Annotated in this window: 12 protein-coding genes; 10 read left to right on the top strand and 2 right to left on the bottom strand. The window is 37.1% G+C overall.

Annotation, left to right across the window (positions count from 1 at the left end):
* Positions 1-163 precede the first annotated feature (163 nt).
* The 3 genes from YW9_RS0107250 to YW9_RS0107240 are packed head-to-tail and all read left to right on the top strand — an operon-like array spanning position 164 to position 2,160.
* Positions 164-607 (top strand): plasmid mobilization protein, encoded by a 444-nt coding sequence (locus tag YW9_RS0107250; RefSeq protein WP_018279517.1) that lies wholly within the window; start codon positions 164-166, stop codon positions 605-607.
* An 11-nt stretch (positions 608-618) separates the two neighbouring features.
* Positions 619-1,527 (top strand): relaxase/mobilization nuclease domain-containing protein, encoded by a 909-nt coding sequence (locus tag YW9_RS0107245; RefSeq protein ID WP_018279516.1) that lies wholly within the window; start codon positions 619-621, stop codon positions 1,525-1,527.
* A gap of 6 nt (positions 1,528-1,533) precedes the next feature.
* Positions 1,534-2,160 carry a hypothetical protein gene (locus YW9_RS0107240; RefSeq protein ID WP_155848742.1) on the top strand — a complete coding sequence of 209 codons (627 nt, stop codon included), beginning with the start codon at positions 1,534-1,536 and terminating at the stop codon, positions 2,158-2,160.
* 88 nt (positions 2,161-2,248) lie between these two features.
* Here the strand turns inward: YW9_RS0107240 and YW9_RS0107235 are convergent, their stop codons facing one another.
* Positions 2,249-3,190 carry a Fic family protein gene (locus tag YW9_RS0107235; RefSeq protein ID WP_235697824.1) on the bottom strand — a complete coding sequence of 314 codons (942 nt, stop codon included), beginning with the start codon at positions 3,188-3,190 and terminating at the stop codon, positions 2,249-2,251.
* A gap of 151 nt (positions 3,191-3,341) precedes the next feature.
* On the opposite strand from YW9_RS0107235, the gene YW9_RS0107230 reads away from it, so the two are divergent.
* The 3 genes from YW9_RS0107230 to YW9_RS0107220 are packed head-to-tail and all read left to right on the top strand — an operon-like array spanning position 3,342 to position 9,346.
* Complete coding sequence (locus YW9_RS0107230; RefSeq protein ID WP_018279513.1) at positions 3,342-4,685, top strand: PKD domain-containing protein; 1,344 nt, start codon at positions 3,342-3,344, stop codon at positions 4,683-4,685.
* Positions 4,686-4,708: 23 nt separating this feature from the next.
* Complete coding sequence (locus tag YW9_RS0107225; protein ID WP_018279512.1) at positions 4,709-7,222, top strand: TonB-dependent receptor; 2,514 nt, start codon at positions 4,709-4,711, stop codon at positions 7,220-7,222.
* Between the two features lie 60 nt (positions 7,223-7,282).
* Positions 7,283-9,346, top strand: coding sequence for a fibronectin type III domain-containing protein (locus tag YW9_RS0107220; RefSeq protein WP_040353928.1), 2,064 nt, complete (start codon positions 7,283-7,285; stop codon positions 9,344-9,346).
* 58 nt (positions 9,347-9,404) lie between these two features.
* Here the strand turns inward: YW9_RS0107220 and YW9_RS0107215 are convergent, their stop codons facing one another.
* Entirely contained in the window at positions 9,405-10,139 is a 735-nt protein-coding gene (locus tag YW9_RS0107215) for a lipocalin-like domain-containing protein (protein WP_018279510.1), read from the bottom strand.
* A 106-nt stretch (positions 10,140-10,245) separates the two neighbouring features.
* Between YW9_RS0107215 and YW9_RS0107210 the strand changes: the two genes are divergently transcribed.
* The 4 genes from YW9_RS0107210 to YW9_RS0107195 all read left to right on the top strand — a co-directional run bounded on the left by YW9_RS0107210 (position 10,246) and on the right by YW9_RS0107195 (position 18,612).
* Positions 10,246-12,303: a SprB repeat-containing protein gene (locus YW9_RS0107210; protein WP_026193893.1), complete on the top strand. Its 2,058-nt coding sequence runs from the start codon at positions 10,246-10,248 to the stop codon at positions 12,301-12,303.
* The gene (locus YW9_RS0107205; protein ID WP_026193892.1) at positions 12,263-13,582 is read left to right on the top strand and encodes a T9SS type A sorting domain-containing protein; all 1,320 of its coding nucleotides are present in this window, start codon (positions 12,263-12,265) and stop codon (positions 13,580-13,582) included. The genes YW9_RS0107210 and YW9_RS0107205 overlap by 41 nt, the downstream gene beginning before the upstream one ends.
* A gap of 94 nt (positions 13,583-13,676) precedes the next feature.
* Complete coding sequence (locus YW9_RS13600; protein WP_018279509.1) at positions 13,677-18,293, top strand: fibronectin type III domain-containing protein; 4,617 nt, start codon at positions 13,677-13,679, stop codon at positions 18,291-18,293.
* A 1-nt stretch (position 18,294) separates the two neighbouring features.
* The gene (locus tag YW9_RS0107195) at positions 18,295-18,612 is read left to right on the top strand and encodes a hypothetical protein (protein ID WP_018279508.1); all 318 of its coding nucleotides are present in this window, start codon (positions 18,295-18,297) and stop codon (positions 18,610-18,612) included.
* The last annotated feature ends 73 nt before the right edge of the window (positions 18,613-18,685 follow it).

Raw genomic sequence — 18,685 nt, 5'->3', positions numbered from 1 at the left:
TTCTTTCTGCAACCTATGCAGAAAAGTTTTGCTTGTTTTTGAGTGCAAAAAGTACCCATTGTTTACAAAAAGCATGGGTCTTTAATGTAGAGTATGGGTCTTTTTGGTTTTCTCCTATCGTCGAAAACACATTGTAAGTAACTAGAATCTAATAATTAGCGATATGAAACAGGATTTTTTAAAAGAATTTGTCACCCAAATTTTCGAGCATCAAGAGCAAAAAAATGCAGAAGAAAAAAAGAAAAATCATTTTCGGGATATCGGCAGAAAAGGAGGACTGGCAAGGAAAAATACGCCTCTTTTTTCAAAATTGATTTCTGTACGGCTCACCCCAAAAGAATATCAAAAGGTAAACGAAAACGCTCAAAGGCTGAATCTGAAATTATCAAAATACGTTCGATTGCTGATTACGGAAAAAGAACTGAAAATCAATGAATTTAAAACGGACGAAGTGCTTTTGTCCTACGGAACTCATTTTGTAAGGATTAAAAATCTGCTGCGAAACCGTGAATTTTCAAAGTTGGAAAACAAACAGGAAATTTTGAAAGAAATCGAAAAGGTTACCAAGCTTATTTATAGATATTTATATGAAAGGGGGCAAAAATAAAAAAGAATAAAATGAATAACTCGGCAACGACTCGAAAAATTTCCAAAATCGCTGTGGAATATAACGGCAACGATAAGGGAACCGCTCGGATGGTGTATAGCAACAATTTACTTTCTGAAAATGCTGAACATCAGTTTAAAGAAATGAAAGCTGTGGCGAATAGAAATCCTAAGGTAAAGAATTGGGCACTTACGGGATATATTTCCCCCGAAAAATCCATCGGTGATGCACTTACAGACCAACAATTGGTTGATTTGACCTTGAAAGCACTTCGGAAAGTGGGTGTGATGGAAGACAACCAAATTCGATTGGACATCCACAATGCAACCAAACAGAAACATATTCACTTTATTGTTAATCGGATGAATACCTGCGGAAAGAATACCGTTAAAGCACACAATATCGGCGAACGTTTTGGAGCAGCCGTGCGGGAGGTTTGCAAAGAAATGCACTTAAAAACGGATGTGGAAATTGGCAAGGAAAAGAAGGCAGAAATGCTTGGCGCTCTGAAAATGTGTTTAAGAACCGCCAAAAGTTTTGAAGAACTAATTGCCAAAATGCACCAACAAGGCTATCGGGTCACATTTTCGGAAAACGTAAAAGTAGGAATCTCCGGAATGCGAATTGTGAAACACACGGACATTAACGACCAAACGCAAAGAGAATATCTGCCGGGATATAAACTTTCTGAAATCACTAATCAATTGAAAATTAAAGACATCAAAGAGATGATAAATAAAAACTCGGAAATGTTTAACACCTTAAAAAATTTAAAAGAAAAAGGAGAAACTACAGCAACATATTTTGAAGAAAACTCTGAAGAAAGAGAAAATGGCTTGCTTAAAAATCTTTTGTGCCCCACGTATGTATCTGCTGATGATGAACTTGTTAGAAAGAAGAAACGTAATTTTAAAAAATAAATGGATATGAAAAATTTAATGGAAAACACAATGAAAAACACAGAAAATCAACCTCAGGATGATGGTTTGGAATTGCTAAAAAGAGTGATTAAAAGCAATGAAAAGCACATTGAAGAATCTGCAAAGCTGACTTCTTTATATGAGGATTTTTTGAATCTTCTGGGGGAAAATGAATCGACTCTTAGAGGTATAAAACCTTTGTTGAGAGATATGGAAAGTCTTGTGAAAGAGGAAAAAGAGGAACGTATTCGGTTTTTGGAAAAGCTTAAGGCTACCAAATTGGATTTGTCGAAACAGGCTATTGATAGATTAGACCAGTTTGAGAACAAACTAAAGAGTCTAAAAAATAACGTCAATGGAAGCATTGGGATTTTGATTCTTTCCATTGTGATTTTGGTAATTACTTCTTTTTCTGCAAAATATTGGTTTGCGGAGAGCGTCAGAACGAGGATGGAAGTCCGCGAAGAATTGCTAAGAGAGATAGATAATGAAGGCAAAGGGATTTATGAGAAAACCTACATAAATGATTTGGAAAACAACACAAAAATGATGCAGGAATTTGTGCGAAAGAACCCGAGCGAAGGTAGCAAACTGGTGCATTTCAAATCGGGATTTGATGCGAGGAAGGAATAACAAGGAACAAATAAAAGGTGACAAGTGACAAGTAACAAATAACAAAAAAGCAAGTTAAAAAAGTAACAAGTGATAAAAAATCACCAAATTATTTGTTGCGCCCAAACTTAAAAGGTAGCTCTTTCTCTTGTCTGATTTTCTTTTGTTTATCAATTTCTGTTTGCAGATATTTTTGGTATTGACTGAACATAAAATCGTAATATTCACGAAAGCTTTCTGTCTTTCTTACGGAATTTAAAGCATCGTAATATTGGAATCTGTCTTCTGCAAATACAAAACCCAACGGTAATTGGTATTTTCGTTGTATAAAATTCATCAAAAGCCTTGAAGTGCGTCCATTTCCATCTAAAAAGGGATGAATGTTCACCAATTGATAATGTGCATAGAAAGAAAACTCCAATTGAGAAAGGCTATCTTTTTGACTGTCAAAATTATCGTTTAGTTCTTTGACTAAATTGTCCACTGCGGGTACAACCTTACTATAATGCATAAAAGAGGCTGAGCCTGCGGCAACATTGGCTTTTCGGAATTCGCCTTTGGAGGCATCTACGGTTCCGTTGATGTTTGTAAAGAGTTCTCCTGTGCATCTCATCACTTTTGCAACAATTTCTTGTATGAATGCTTTGGATATATTTCGACCGATGTCGGCTTCTTTTATAATGAAATTCAGAGCTTGATGATGGTCTAAGGTTTGGTTTGAAAACAGAATATTTTTCCCTCCGGGAGTGTTGCCTTTTTGTATGAGTTCAATGCATTCTTCGTAGGTAAGGGTAGAACCTTCGATACGGGTAGAATGACTCGTTATGAGGATTTTATGAAATTCTTCATAATTAAAAATATTCTTGATATCTAACCTTTTATAATCTTCTATAGAATCGGCTACTGTCATTTTAAGATTGATGTTTTCAATGTTTGGCAAAGGTAGGGTTTTGGTTTTAATAAATAAAATCATCAGGAAGATTGGTGGAAGATGTGAATGAAATAAATGAAGATTGTATATTTGGGCGTTGTTAAAGTGGTTAAGATTCATTTTTAGAATTGGTCACAATAGAGGTAATAAGGGAAAAATGATATAAAGTAAGTTCCCAATTTCAATACGTTTGTCTTGGGAGAAGTGTTAATTTTTTTGATGAATGATATCTTTTCTTAATTTTGCCGTTGATATATAAAATATTGCTACGATGATTTTCAGCAGGATTGGATATTTTTGTGTCTTTTTTGTTGTGCTTTTGGGTTGTGCTGTAGAGCAAAATATTCCTATTGAAGGTAATTTTGAGGTTTTGGTTGTGGGGGAGCGATATAACGTTCCTATGCGGGTTAGGATGCTCAACAAAGTACAAGGAGCTGACACTTTTAAGTGGGAGTTTCCGGGGGGTAGCTATACTTCGTCGGACGGAATGCATCCTGAAGAAATCGTTTACAGACAGCCGGGTACCCACACGATAACCTTGCATACATCAAATGTTGATGGAGAACAAAAAACATTTCAAAAACATTTTACTGCATTTGCAGAGTTGGTAGCTTCTTTTGATTGGCAACAACAAGGGAGTTTGTACGCTCCTCTTACACTGGTAATGCAAAACAATAGCCAAGGAGCGGAGGCTTATCAATGGCATTTTCAGGGGGGTACTCCCGAGTATAGTTCTGAAAAAAATCCGATTGTAGTTTTTAATCAAGAAGGAGAATTTACGATAAGTTTGGAGGTGATTAACCATTCTCAACGTGAAAGAATGGAAAAAAACATTCGTGTACATCCGCCTTTGGAGGTTGCTTTTGGTTGGAAAAATGAATATTTTGAAAATTACCAAGCTCCTGTACGTATTTTTTTGATCAACCAAACTAAGAATGCTACTTTAGGATATCATTGGCAAGTTACTAACGGAATTTCTACGCAAGAAAGCACTGAAGAAAATCCGAGTTTTTTACTTACTGATGAAGGAAAATATCAAATTACTCTGACTGCAAAAAACGATAAACAAACCCTTTCTTTAAGCAAGGAAATCATCGTTAAAAAGGGAGATAATTTATTGACTTTTACAGATATGAAATTGGGTGTCAATACGGCTCAAAATACTATCGGTTGCTTTTTTTCTTCTTATTTGGGAAGAATATTAACTGCAGAAGAAATTACCTCTGAAACTGGAAAACTTATTGATTTTGTTTATTTTGGGCAGAATTCTTCTTTCTCCTATAATGTTTTTCTTTCTCCCGATAAAGTTCAAGAAACTGTCTTCGAAAAAATTCCTGGAGCTACACCAAGTCATTTTATCAACAAGCAAGAAAATGTAGGACAAACTTTGTTAGATGTTGATGGTTTTGACCGATTGAGTTTAGGCAATGCGATTGCTCTGATAGATGTAATTTCTCACAAAAATCAAGCTCCTTTTAATAAAGATTTGATTCCCAGAATTGTACTTTTCCAAACTTCTGATGGAAGAAAAGGAGCTGTCAAAATAAAGGAATACATAAGTGAAGGTACACAATCCTATCTATTGGCAGATATAAAAATACAGAAGATACCATAATTTCATTTTAATTATGTAAGATTATGAAATTAAGGATTTTGTTTTTTGGATTATGGTTTTTGCTGAGTACTTTGGGATTCTCCCAGCAGATAGATTTGGAGAATATCGGCAGCCGTACCGAAGAAACGTTCAAAAAGAATCCGTTTTCCATTTCAGGGAGTGCCTCTGCCAATGGTGTCTACACACATTCCTCAGAAAATGGGCAAGTTGTACAAAATACCCCATTCTTATATTTTCTAAGTGGGAACATCAATCTTGGGATTTACAATTGGACGATTCCTTTTAGCTATCGTTTTACCAATCAAGGCAGTAAGTTTGGTTATCAAATACCTTTTAAATTCAACAGACTAAGTTTACACCCCAAGTACAAGTGGATACAAGCCCACATAGGAGATGTAAGTATGAGTTTTTCTCCCTATACCTTCAATGGTTTGCAGTTTACGGGAGGTGGCTTGGAACTAAATCCGGAAAAATTTCCTGTTAAGGCATCCTTAATGGGTGGTCGATTACAAAAAGCGATAGAGTATGATGGAAATCCGCAGACTGTACCTACCTACGAGCGTTGGGGTTATGGAGCCAAGTTGATGTACAAGAACGACGACATAGAAGTAGGAGGGATACTCTTTTTTGCCAAAGATAAACCAAATTCGCTTGTAATGCCTATTCCTGACGAAAAGAAAATATATCCGTTGGAAAACCAAACCTATTCTTTGTTGGGAAAATACAAACCCTTACATTTTGTAGAGGTTTTTGGTGAATATGCTCTTAGTATGTTTTCATATGTAAACGAACCGCCTAAAAATTATGCGGCCTATAACACGGGTATCAACTTTTTGATAGGCAAAGCCAGTGTTGGATTACGTTATGAATCGGTAGCTCCTGATTATAAAACTCTTGGAGCGTACTATTTTGTAAACGATATGGAAAACATTACCCTAAATGGTTCGATGCATCTTTTTCAAGGCAATGTAATGGTTTCGGGGAGTGTTGGAAAGCAACGAGATAATCTTAGTGGTCAGAAAGTTAAACAATCCAATCAATGGGTGGGCTCAATGAATGTATCGGCAAAAGTGAGTCAATCATTGACATTGACAGGTAGTTATAGCAATTTTACGATGTTTACCAACAGGCAAATGAATCCTTTTGAAAAGCTCAACAATCCGCAGTTATATGAGCAACCTCAGGATTCGATTCGTTACAGACAGGTCTCACAAAACGTAGCAATCAATCTTGCTTATACTCTTTCCGAAAACCAACAATTGACATTGAATTACACGCTGAATGATGTGGTAAATCGAGAGAATGATGTTGTTCGCAGAGGAGGTATTTCCCGATTTCATAATGCAGGAATAAATTATTCGCTATTGTTTCCCAACGAGAAACTTTCTATAACACCTTCACTAAACTATACACACAATTGGGTAGCTCGTGAAAAATCACAAATTTTCGGTCCTTCAATTTTAGTGACTAAAAGCTTTTTTGAGGACAAACTTTCTACATCTTTGGGTGGTAATTATAGTCGTTCTGTAAGTGCTCATACACAAGTAAATACTGCAAATATTCAGTTAGGAGCAGGATATTCACCTTGGAAAAATCACCAGTTTACTCTCAGTGCTGTACAATCTTTCCGAAATAGCCATTCTTCAAATAATCAACAAAGAGGGCAGGAAAGTAACATCAGTATTGGTTACACTTATCATTTTGATAAAAAAGAAATACCTTTACCTAAGTTTAGATTTAAGAAGAAAGAAAAAGATACAAGGGATAAGAAAAAAGATACAAGGGATAAGAAAAAAGATACAAGGGATAAGAAAAAAGATACAAGGGACAAGGAAAAAGATACAAGGAACAAGGAAAAAGATACAAGGGACAAGGAAAAAGATACAAGGGACAAGGAAAAAGACACAAGGGACAAGGAAAAAGATACAAGGGACAAGGAAAAAGATACAAGGGACAAGGAAAAAGATACAAGGGATAAGAAAAAAGATACAAGGGACAAGGAAGAAGATACAAGGGATAAGAAAAAAGATACAAGGGATAAGAAAAAAGATACAAGAGACAAGGAAGAAGATACAAGGGATAAGAAAAAAGACACAAGGGATGAGGAGAAAAATAACATAAAAGAAAGAAAAATACTTTCTCCTGAAGAAAAATTGGAACAAGATTACCGAATGTTTGTTTTCCGATGCTTACAAAATCTGTATCGACAGGCTTATCGAGCTGATGGTTATTTAAAAAGTAATTTATTTGCCAAAAAACAACAATGGGATAAGGAAAAAACACCTCAGTTGGAAGCCGAATTCCGTAAAGCAGAGGAAGGCTATGTCAATCATTTGTGGATGATGCAACAGCTTGAGGGGCTTACCCTGCAAGATGTTATAGAAGAAAAAGGTCTTTTGCAAAACTTTGGACAACTTCATAAAGAAGATATCTATGAAACGTTGCAAAAGAATATTACCATAAAAGAAAAAATGGATTATATTTCCATATTGTTAGCCGATTTTTATCACAAAGCTTCTACACAAACAGAAGATTAAGAATGACGCGATATCAATATTCTGACAAACGAATTAAAAAATATAAAAAAAATCAATTGAATGATACCTTTTAGATGCATACTTATTACGATTTTGATGCTTAGTACTGAAATTTTTTCACAAGAAAAAGCTTCATTGCAATTAGTTAAGGAAACCCGAAGTGATGCCATTTGTTTGCGGTGGGCGGTGGATGCTCCTTTGGCTTGGCAGAAATCCAATACGATAGGTTTTCGGCTGGAACGCTTTACCATTTTACGTGACGGAAAGTTGCTATCCGCCCCTGAGCGATTGGACTTGGGAACTTTTATGGTACCCAAGTTGGAAGTGTGGCAATCGCTAGTGGAACAAAACGATAATGCAGCCATTGTGGCACAAGCTATCTATGGAGAAGATTTTCAGGTGGCAATGAGTTCCAACCAAAATGCCATCGAAGGGATTGTCAACAAAGCCAAAGAAATTGAACAGCGTTTTTCCTTTGCACTAATGGCTGCCGATTTGGATTTTGAGGTGGCTCGGTTTGCGGGTTGGGGCTACGTGGACAAGCAGGTCAAAAAAAACGAGAAATATTTTTATAAAATTCATCTGCTACCCAATGAAAAACTTTCACTTGAAGCAGGAAGTGTTATGGCAAGTCTACAGGAGTACGAACCGCTTCCTACTCCGCTTGATTTTAATGCCTTCTTTCAAGACCAAAAAGTACTTCTTACGTGGGATTATAAAACGCTGAGCAGTTTATATAGCTATTATTTTCTGGAGAAGGCAGAAGGGAAAACGGATTTCAAGTCTATTAGCGAACTTCCGGTGGTAAATATGAATCAAGGTGCGAATGCCTCCACGATGATTTATATTGATTCACTTTCACAAAATGATAAAGAATTTTCGTATCGTTTGCGAGGAAAAACCATTTTTGGGAGTTATAGTCCTTACACAGAAGTTGTAAGCGGAAAAGGTATCAAATCTCTCAGTATTGCAGCTCAACTTTCAAAAATACAAGCCATTACGGACAATCAATATCGTATTATGTGGAATTTCCCGAAGGAAAACGAAAATGAAATCACACATTTTGCTTTGCTTCATTCTGCCAATGACAAAGAATATCGTATTGTGAAAGATGAGATTCCTGTTTCAGAGCGAAGTGTAGTGCATTCACTTTCAACTCCTTCTAATTATTACAAAATCCGAACCTTTGGCAGAGACGGCTCACAGCAAGATTCTTTTGCAATGCTGGTACAACCCGAAGATGATACGCCACCGCTTGAAGTACAGCAACTTACTGGAACTATTGATTCTCTGGGGATTGTTCGTTTGCAATGGAAAGCCAATGTGGAAGTTGATTTGATGGGATATTACGTATTTCGAGCCAATCAAAAAGAAGAAGAAATGATGCGTATTACAGGGTCGCACATTACTGATACGTATTTTACGGATACGCTGTCGCTTAAAAATCTCAATAAAAAAATATTTTACACTGTAACGGCGATTGATTTTCGCAAGAATGAATCCTCACGTTCTGAAATTTTGGAATTGACCAAACCTGATAAAATTCCGCCTTCAACACCGATTTTCACGGGGTATACGCAGGAGAAAAACCATTGGAAAATCACTTGGCAGCAAAGTTTTGATGATGATGTAACTCACTATCACCTTTACCGAAAGGAAAAAGAGGCAACACAATGGCACAAAATCCACTCCGAAAAGCATAGCCATCAGGAAAGCTATACGTATAAAGAACCTGTAACTCTTTCAGGAACATTTGTGTATTCGCTTAGGGCAGAGGACAGAAGTGGTAATTTTTCAGAGTATGCTCCTGTGATTCACATTCATCACAATCCGCTGACGGATACTCGGGTGCTTCGCGGACTTAATAGCCGTGTTGGACAAGGGAAAATAGAGCTTCGGTGGGATAAACTAAAGGTAGCTATCAGTGAAATAGTGATTTACAAAGCTATCAAAGGCGAAAAACCGACCCTCTGGCGGAGTTTTTCCCAGCCTGTAACTTCGGTGGAAGATACTGACATAGCCCCCGATACAACCTACCAATATCTGATAAAAGTAATCCTGCAAGACCAAAGCCCCACACCTACCGAGAAAATTGAGGTTTTTGTAAAAGAATTTGGAATATAGCAAAAAAACCTCCTAATAAATAATTGGGAGGTTTTTGTATTTTTTAAAGTAAACAAAGTTATTGTTTTTTAAATGTCATTATAAAAGGTTTTTTAGTGTCTTCCGTCATACCAGAAAGGGTCAAAGTATTATCTTTAATTAAGAATGTGTACTCAATGTTTTTTTCTCCTTCCTTTGTAACTACCTTATTTTCTAAAATTGAATATGGTCCTTCTGCTACTTTTGATTCACAACCTGTTGAATTATCATTTCTTTGTACCCAAGTTGCTTTTAGGTTTTTATCAGTAAAAGTATAAGTAGTCTGTTTAATACATTCATCTATTCCGTTTTCATCACCAATAATAAGGTTTTCTAGTTTCCAAGTTCCTACAAAAGGATTAACAGGTACAGCAGGGGGAGTTTTACGAGCATTTTTTTTGTAGGTCTGAGTAATGGTACCTAGGGTAATTGTTAAAATATCATCTTTAACTGAAAAAGGTATACTTGCTTTTTGACCATTTGCTTCGCCATGAATTTGATTGTTTGAAATAGTGTAGGGAACCTTATCTTTAAAATTATCTACACAAACGTCCCCTTTTTTTATAAACTGGTGAGTTTCAACATCTTTTTCAGTAAAAAGAAAATAGGTGTACTCTTGGCATTCTTCCTTAAACTCTTTACCACCTTCTGATTGTGATTGTAATGTCCACTCACCAATTAGCGGATTTGGTGCGTCATTTTTCTTATCATCTTTCCCACAAGAATACAGAGAAATCGCCAAAATGGCAACCACTGATGTTAAAATTTTTTTCATATGAAATTGCTTTTAAAAATTACTATGACAAAAGTATAAAAAAAAGTAAATCAAGCAAATAAATTAAGATAATTTTTTTATTTTTGCGACTATAATTTAGCTCATTATGAATAGAATCTTTATATTATTCTTACTATTAATCAATATTTGTATTGCACAAGAGAAAGAACCTATGTATTACATTGATTTGACTGATATCAATGTAATACATGAAGTTAAAGATGAGTTATGTGCCTCCGAGACTTATATAAAAGTTGTTTATAAAGGGGGAAAAAACTCTAAAACTGTTTTCTATACTAATCGTGTTAGTGCCAGATTTTTAGGCCTTTTAAACATTCTATTTGAAGCAAGAAATATCAAATTAGATGAACATATTGCTTATATTGAGATGTTTAGGAGAGTAGTTGATGCAAGAAACGAATTTTTTTCTACTTGCTGTAATTGTAAGCATACTTCAAAAGCTGAGGACACTATACCACACGAGGATATTTCTTATTGTAAAACTAACTCTGTACATTTTGGGGAAGTCAAAAGTGGTGATGGTCAGGCAAAAGCAGATTTAAAATTCAACTACAAAATCAGACCTAACCACATCTTTTCTTCTGAAAAGCTAAGGGACACGATTTCCAATGCGTATTTACCTATTGGGACGAAGGTTAAATTACTGGCTAAGGAGGGTTTTCCGTTGGAGTTATATAACTATCAATATTCAAAAACCCGCACTTGGAATAGTACCATCAATGATTATGAATACCACTGGGAAAATTTATCCCAAACCTCAAAATCACATATTCTTTCGGTTTCAGCTGAAGATATTTTCGGCAGTAAATTGGAGGCTGAACGGCACATCGGTGAAATGGTTTATTTTCGAGTGGTATCGTTTGATAAAGATAATTTTGGTCAAGTTTGCTCTTCTTCGAATGTTATTCCGTTGAAGGTGACTATTTCAGCTCCTAAGGTCAAGGAATTTAAGCCTGTACAGCCTCGTTGTCCCAAAGAAAACGGAAGCGTTCAAGTGGTTTTAGATAGAGAGTTGTATACAAATGAAAAAGCGAGTCTTTCCATTGTTCAGGGTACGATGGTTAATGGTACATTTAGCAGTACGGGACATCCTGTTATTTCGTATGATAATGAGCAATTTAAAGCGAACTTTAAAAACAAAACTATCACCATACCCAACATTGCTTCGCTAAGGGATTCTCTCCATTGGTACCAATTGCAATTCATAGGCAAGTATTACTATGGGAGGGATTCTATCTCAAGTTTTTCCGATGGTGTGGAATTTAACAAAACCTTTCGTATTGTAGCTATTCCTGAACTAAAAGCGGAAATTACCTCCAAAAACAACGTCTGTTACGGTGAGAGCGAAGGTTCTATAGAAGTTTCTGTATCAGGGGGTACGCCTCCGTACAGATACATAAAAGATGGTGATACATTGAATATTACGGGTAATAAATTTACCCTTACCGGTCTCTCTGCAAGAGATTATACTATCGGAATTTTAGATAGCCATAATTGCCGAAGAGAAGATACAACGATAACCATTACCCAACCTGTAGCACCCATCACCATTGTCAATGAAAAGCAGGCAGAGGAAAATGGTAACGAACCTAATCCTTTGTTTTTTAAGAAAGATGTTTCGGGTTTTGGGCTTAAAAACGGAGAAATTCAGGCGATTCTCACTGGTGGTACACCTTTTGATGCCCTCTCAGAGCCGTATCGTTTTACGTTAACAACCAAAAGCGGAGTTGTTGTTTCCACATTTTTAACCCAAACAAATGTACAAGGATTTACTGTTCATTATAGCCAGCTTGATAAAGGCGATTACATTCTTACCATTACCGACAAAAATAATTGTGTTCTCACGAAAACGATTTTCATTGATGAGCCAGATCCATTAGTAGTTAGTGTTTCTGAGAAAACGGCGATTTCGTGTAATCCTGCCAATGATGACCCCAATAACGACCCCAAACTCAATAAGGACGGAGAGCTTTATGCATATGTACAAGGAGGCAGACCTCCGTATGAGTACCAGTGGTATCGTGTTGAGGCAGGAAATTCTGAAAGGTTATTGGGAGAGACGGAACCCTTGCTAAAACAACTCACAGAAGGCGTATATCGTGTTGATATTAAGGATAAAAAAAAACAATACAACCAGTGGTAGTTTTACGCTGAAATTTCCCGAGCGATTGATACTTATCACCGAAAGTACCGAAATCCGTTGTTCGGCACCCACTTCAGGGACTGCCAAAGCCTTGCCTCAAGGAGGAACGCCTCCTTATACCTATCAGTGGAGCGACGGGCAAACCACCCAAACCGCTACGGGGCTTTCGGTAGGGAAATACTTTGTAGTGGTGAGCGATAGCAAGGGCTGTTCGGTGCAGTCGCAAGTGGTACTTTCGTATCCTGAGGCAGCAAGGATTGATAGCGAAGAGATTACTCAACTTACCTGCTATGGAGATGATAACGGAAGTATTGTCTTAACCACTTCAGGAGGAAAAGGAACGGTAACCCATACGTGGTATGACGCTTCAGGGAGAATGTTAACCAAAGGCGTTTCCAAAGACGGAAAAAGTGTGAAAAATCTTGTTGCGGGAACTTACAAAATTGTACTTCGTGATGAAGGGGATTGTCCGCCTATTGAAAAAATCTTTGAAATTACCCAGCCTGAAAAATTACAACTACGTTTATCTACAGAGGTTACACTTTGTCAAGGGGATAGTCATACATTTGAACTGGACGGACAGATATCCGGTGCTACTTATCGTTGGACGGATGCTTCAGGAAACTTGCTTGGTACAGAAGCCTCTTTAGTAGTGCACTTGGCGGGAGATTATTATGTGGAAGCCACTTCGCCTGAAGGATGTAAAGCCTTAGGGAAAACTACTGTAAAACAAAGTTCTCAGGTATTGGAAGTTGATTTTTTAGTGGCTACTACTTCTTACTATGATTATACGTTAAAGTTGATAAATCTTTCTAAAAAAGCAGATGCTTTGCAATGGCAATTTTCGGATGATGTGATTGTTATAAATCAAAACAGACAAGAGGCGGAAGTACGTTTTCCTAAAGAGGGGATTTATCGTGTAGGACTTAAAGGTACATTGGGAGAATGCCAAAAAGTGATTGAAAAACAGCTTTTTGTTGAAAAAGACCGTGTGGGCATCTCGCAAGGAATACAGGTACAAAAAAATATCGAATCGTTTTTAATTGTGCCCAACCCCAATTCAGGTTCCTATCAGTTGCATATCAAACTAAATAAGGCATCAACTATTAGGGTACGGCTGATAGATATGTTAGGGAGAGAGCTTTTTGCCCCAGAGGAATTTTCAGAGCAAACCGATTTTATACTTCCTTTTAACAAACCAACCCTTTCTGCCGGGCAGTACATTATACTGATAGAAGCAGCAGGTGATGTACTCTCACAAAAAATGATAGTGAAATAGACATTAGGGATTAGTAAGTTAACAAGAAAGAAGAATAACTTTTTTCTTCCTTTCTTTTGCTTGATTTGAAAAATACAAACACACAAGAAAAACAATGCGTTATATTAAATATGTCATATTGGTATGGATTGTTATCCAAAGTAGTTTTTTAAAAGCCCAGCAGTATCCTGTGGACGTGCAGCTTTTTGTGACGCCCCCATACCAGCAGAGTTTACGAGACTATTGGGCTACTTTTGAGCCTAAAATGCAGGTCTATCTGCTTTTGAAAGATTTAAATAGTCCTATACGCAATGTGGCACTTGGGTTTTCGTTGGAAAACGTACAAGGGCAACCTCTGGCACAAACCCCGAACTTTCTACAGCCTTTTCAAACACAACTTACCTCTGGAGTGCGAAAAACCCTCTCCAATATAGAACTGAAACCCCTCTTTGCTTTTGAAAATTTACAAGGAGTTTCAGAGCATTTTTACAATGATTTATTGCCTGAAGGAGCTTATTTTATGTGTTTTACAGCCTATGATGTAGCTACACAAACGCCTCTTTCCGCCAAAGCTCGAACCTTAATACAAATACGTCGTTATACGCCACCACTGCCCACACTTCCTGCCAAAGGTGAAATTATCTCCAAAAAAAATCAGTTTCAACATTTGGTTTTTCAGTGGATGTTGCGAGACCCCGCTCCCTTTACCCAATACGAGTTTACCCTGAAAGAAGTCTGGGACAATAGCCTAAGCCCTGATGAGGCTTTTATTTCAGGGAGATTGGTATATCAAGGCAAAGTGCCTTCCAATACGATTTTGTATGGACCTGATAAACCCATACTTCTGGAAAACAAACGCTATGTATGGAAAGTACGTGCTTTTACCCAAAACCCGAACAATCCTAATCAGAGACAGTCTTTTTTTCATAACAATGGCGAGTCGGAAGCGTTTTATTTTGATTACGTAAGTCATTGCGAGGCTCCGAAGTTTTTGACAGCCATCACCAAAGATAATACCGCCAATATCCGCTGGAGCACCGAGCCGGTGCGGGCAAATACTCACTCAGGCGAAAACGGAGGCTTCTATAAAATTTTGTATCGCGAAAAAGGAAAGAACTGGAAATCACAGATGTCCAACCACCCACAGGCGACCCTCATAGGCTTAAAACGAGGAAGAAACTATGTTTACAAAGTGGGCGTTGCCTGTGGATTGGGACAACAAACACAGGGTGTTTTTGGCGAACAGACGTACCTGTACAGCACTGAACAGGAGTTTGTTACGCCTCACAAGCAAAACGACAGCACCAGCGTACAATGTGGGGTAAAACCTGAGATACGTATCAGAAATCGTGAGCCTTTGCAAGAGGTTTTGGGCGTGAATGAAACCTTTGTAGCGGGTGATTTTCCAGTAACTGTACTCAGAGCTACGGGCAGTAATGGGGTTTTCTCGGGGGAGGGCTACGTGCAAGTGCCGTATCTGCTCGATACGAAAATCAAAGTGAAATTTGACGGGATAAAAATCAACTCCGAACGGCAACTCTTTGAAGGAAAACTTGTTACAACCTATGATAAAACGGAGAAAAACGTTCAGTTTATACAGGAAGGCATCGGCGAGGTTTTCGGCGATGCGGGGGTAAAAACCAACAAAATTGATTTTGAAATTGCCGAAATCAAAAAAGACGAAAACGGACGTATTACGGTAATCGGTAAGCCTGACGAAAAAACAGGCATCGCTCCGCAGATAACCCTGCCTGTGGGGTCGGACTACCAGCTTTCCGATGCTTCGGGCAAAACGTGGACGCTTGACGAACAAGGCGAAGTAACTTCCGTAGGCGAAAAAGCAGATACCAAACTGGCTCAAAATCAAGGGAAAAATAATCTTCCGAAAGGGCAACCCAAACCTGAAAATTTTGATGTGAAATGGGACTTTTCGCAGAGTGCATTTGCTTTCGATGCTTCAGGGGAAATTCCTTATAAGGCTCTTGTAAAGAGCAAAAACGATGTTTTTCAGGTAGTTATAAAACAAAAAGACACCTTACGATATAGTTTTCATTTTCAGACGGATAAAGGGCTAAAAGTCGATTCGAAAAAAGAAAAAGAAGGCGTTTTTGAAATCTCACGCAAAGGGCTTTTTGATTTTGGTGATGAAGAACTCTGGGTGGTTGCTAAAAATGCAAAAACGGAAAAAGAAGAGGTTATCGGCAAATGTATGCTGGTGCATCTCTCTGAAAAAGAGGTAAATGTAACGCTTATTCCCACTGCGGAAAACTTACAAATCGACATTGATGCCATACAGCGAATTTATGCCAAAGTGGGGGTAAAACTGCATATTTCAATTGATAAAATATTTCCTATTACAGAAAAAATTGATACGAAAAATGCCTTTGGCGACCTTTCAACATACAGCCCTGAACAACAGGATATTATAACGCAATACAAATCACAAAGGACAATAAAATCGGATACGTATTATGTTTTTGTAGGCAAACAGGAAGGCTCACAGGTGGGCTATATGCGTTTGGGCGGTCAGTTTGGGTTTGCGTTGGACGGCAACTCAAGAACCATTGCTCACGAGTTGGGTCACGGGATTTTTAGGCTGGAACATCCGTTTAAAAAGGACGAAACCAAAAAGGGAACATTCAGAACCTTAATGGATTACGCCCAAGAAACTACTTTTGCTTATTCTGATTGGAAACAAATTAACGACCCTGCCTTAAAAATAGGTTTTTTTGGAGGGCAAAGTGAGGGGGCTTTGCAACAAGATGAGGACATTTTATTGCGAATTGCCCAAGCAATGCAAGGATTGGGCGGTAAGGCTTTCCTAAAATGCAAAGAATGTGAAAGTGAATCCAAAAAAATAGAACAAAATCTTGAAGGGGAAATTATAACTATCGATATAAATTCAAAAAAATACTATAAATGTATTTTAGGTGAACACGAAGACGGAGCAATTTCGTTTGGCTTGAAAGGTTTAAACAAAAATTTAAGTACAAACTACGACAAAACGGAATTAAACCAATATTACGAAAAATTTTCTTCGGTAATAAAAGCAAATACGCAAGAAGGCTTTTTGCTTGTAGGTGATGCTCAGAGTGTTACCAAATGTGATGTAGCATTGCAATTCTCGGGTAGTTTTTGTGGTTACGAAAAAAACAGCCGAATCAACAAGGAGGATAAAGCCTATATCGCTGGCGAATTAGAAAATTGTTTTGAAGATAGTGTAATTTCCGAACTACAAAAAGTTCTTTCCAATCCGTTTTATAAAGACGTAAAATTAGCTGTTGTTGTAAAACACGAAAACACAACCCATACATTGCTTTCAGCTGGTTTTCAAGCAAATGAAAATCAGGATAATGCAGAGCTAACCCTGCATATTGACACCAGCAAAAAAGAGCATCTTGGTGTAGAACGCATCGCTGTATCGCCCAAATATTTAGAAAAGTATGTAGAAAAACTACAACAAGAAGCCAACAGGCGAGGCATTGAGGTTGATGTTCAAGCGCTTCGTAGAGAGGTTATTAAAGACTTGGAAGGCAAAGAAACGACAAGCTGGTTTGCTAAGTTGGCACAAAAAGCAAAAGCCTTGTATCACGACCAAATAGGCACTTTTGCCGAAGCCGTGTTAGCCTCTCAGAAAATAGCCAAAAATGTTTGGGAGGAAGGGCAAATAAACCAAAGTACTTGGTATTCTAAAAATCAAGAACACGAGCAGTGGCCTGAATACGCTCAATTTGCACCTGTTGTTGGAGGAGCTACCGATGGTGTGATAGACGAGATTGTAGGCATACCAATGGCTATCAAAGGTATTTATGGCATAATGACCGATGAAGAGCAACGCAAAGCCATTGCCAATGTTTTCACCAAAGAGGGAATGAACCAACTTTGGGAAGGATTAAAAGCCGAAAGCCAAGAGATTGTGAGCGATAACGAACGTTTAACGCATTTTGGCTCAAAAACGGTGGTGCAAGTGGCAGCAATGTTGGTGCCAGGAACACAAGTGAACAAAAGTAAAAAAATGATGGAAGCATTGGACAAAGCAACCGATGCGACCAAAAATTTACCTCAAAAAGTTACTACTTATTTAAAGAAATTAAGCGATGCCAATCGATATAACCCTGAAATACTAAAATCCATAGAGGATTTATTTGCAAAAATAGACCCTAAAATTTTGGATAAATTGGTAGATGTACCAGGCTTTGACAAGGTAATAACCGATATGGCACAGCACTGGAAGAAGTTTAGAGGAGGAAAGTTTCAATTGGAGTATTTTTCTAAGAAAATAGAGAATTTACAAGGAAAATTACGCTTTGAAGCCCCTCAAACATTGGTTATTGATGGCAAAGAAGTAGCTCGTATATACGATGCAACCATAGAAAACGCAGGAGAAATAACCAAATACGAACTTAAAAACTGGGCAGGTTGGTACCCTTCGAGTATCAAAAATCAGTTTATAAAAGACATACAAAGTATTGAAAAACTTGATGAGCTAAAATGGGTTTTTAATACTACCTCTGGGGTTAATAAAGGTAATTTAAAACAAAAAATAATAAGTACTCTTAAAAAAGCTGATGGCACTCCCATTGAGGAGATACAGAAATTATTTGGTGAAGAAGATATGTTTTCTAAAAAAGTATCAAAACTCTTTGGAGTAGATATAGATAACGCAAAAGATTTGATACAAGCATTGGATGATGAAAAAATATTTAATCAAATTTTTGAGATAGTTGAATAGTATGTACAAACAAATAAAAAAAATAGAAAAGGTTTCTTTAAATAATAAAGGAAGTAAATTATATCTTTATTTAAAAGAAGAAAAGAAATTAGTAGAAATAGATAGTTTCGGAAATATCAAGAAAGAAATAACTTTTTTTGATATGAAACAGGTTTATCGTTTTAATATAACCGATGAAAATTTTATTGCCTCTTTTGATAATGAAAAAACTATATTCTATTCTAACGAAGGGGTAGAACTACTGACTTTTGAAAAACAACTATATTTTTCATTTTTAGAAGAAAACGATATATATATATTTTTTATATCAATTCGATAAAAAAGGCTATAAAGTAGAGATTTTTCCTTTTTCAGAAAAAAAAATATTCAGTCACCTTTATAATGCTTTTTTA

It is taken from the genome of Capnocytophaga cynodegmi DSM 19736, from assembly GCF_000379185.1.
Lineage (GTDB): Bacteria > Bacteroidota > Bacteroidia > Flavobacteriales > Flavobacteriaceae > Capnocytophaga > Capnocytophaga cynodegmi.
This window is presented reverse-complemented; position numbering and strand designations above follow the sequence as displayed.

What these genes read in the sequence shown, in the direction of transcription:
- YW9_RS0107250 (WP_018279517.1), top strand. Translation starts at nt 164, where the DNA reads ATGAAACAGGATTTTTTAAAAGAATTTGTCACCCAAATTTTCGAGCAT.
- YW9_RS0107245 (WP_018279516.1), top strand. Translation starts at nt 619, where the DNA reads ATGAATAACTCGGCAACGACTCGAAAAATTTCCAAAATCGCTGTGGAA.
- YW9_RS0107240 (WP_155848742.1), top strand. Translation starts at nt 1,534, where the DNA reads ATGAAAAATTTAATGGAAAACACAATGAAAAACACAGAAAATCAACCT.
- YW9_RS0107235 (WP_235697824.1), bottom strand. Translation starts at nt 3,190, where the DNA reads ATGAATCTTAACCACTTTAACAACGCCCAAATATACAATCTTCATTTA.
- YW9_RS0107230 (WP_018279513.1), top strand. Translation starts at nt 3,342, where the DNA reads ATGATTTTCAGCAGGATTGGATATTTTTGTGTCTTTTTTGTTGTGCTT.
- YW9_RS0107225 (WP_018279512.1), top strand. Translation starts at nt 4,709, where the DNA reads ATGAAATTAAGGATTTTGTTTTTTGGATTATGGTTTTTGCTGAGTACT.
- YW9_RS0107220 (WP_040353928.1), top strand. Translation starts at nt 7,283, where the DNA reads ATGATACCTTTTAGATGCATACTTATTACGATTTTGATGCTTAGTACT.
- YW9_RS0107215 (WP_018279510.1), bottom strand. Translation starts at nt 10,139, where the DNA reads ATGAAAAAAATTTTAACATCAGTGGTTGCCATTTTGGCGATTTCTCTG.
- YW9_RS0107210 (WP_026193893.1), top strand. Translation starts at nt 10,246, where the DNA reads ATGAATAGAATCTTTATATTATTCTTACTATTAATCAATATTTGTATT.
- YW9_RS13600 (WP_018279509.1), top strand. Translation starts at nt 13,677, where the DNA reads ATGCGTTATATTAAATATGTCATATTGGTATGGATTGTTATCCAAAGT.
- YW9_RS0107195 (WP_018279508.1), top strand. Translation starts at nt 18,295, where the DNA reads ATGTACAAACAAATAAAAAAAATAGAAAAGGTTTCTTTAAATAATAAA.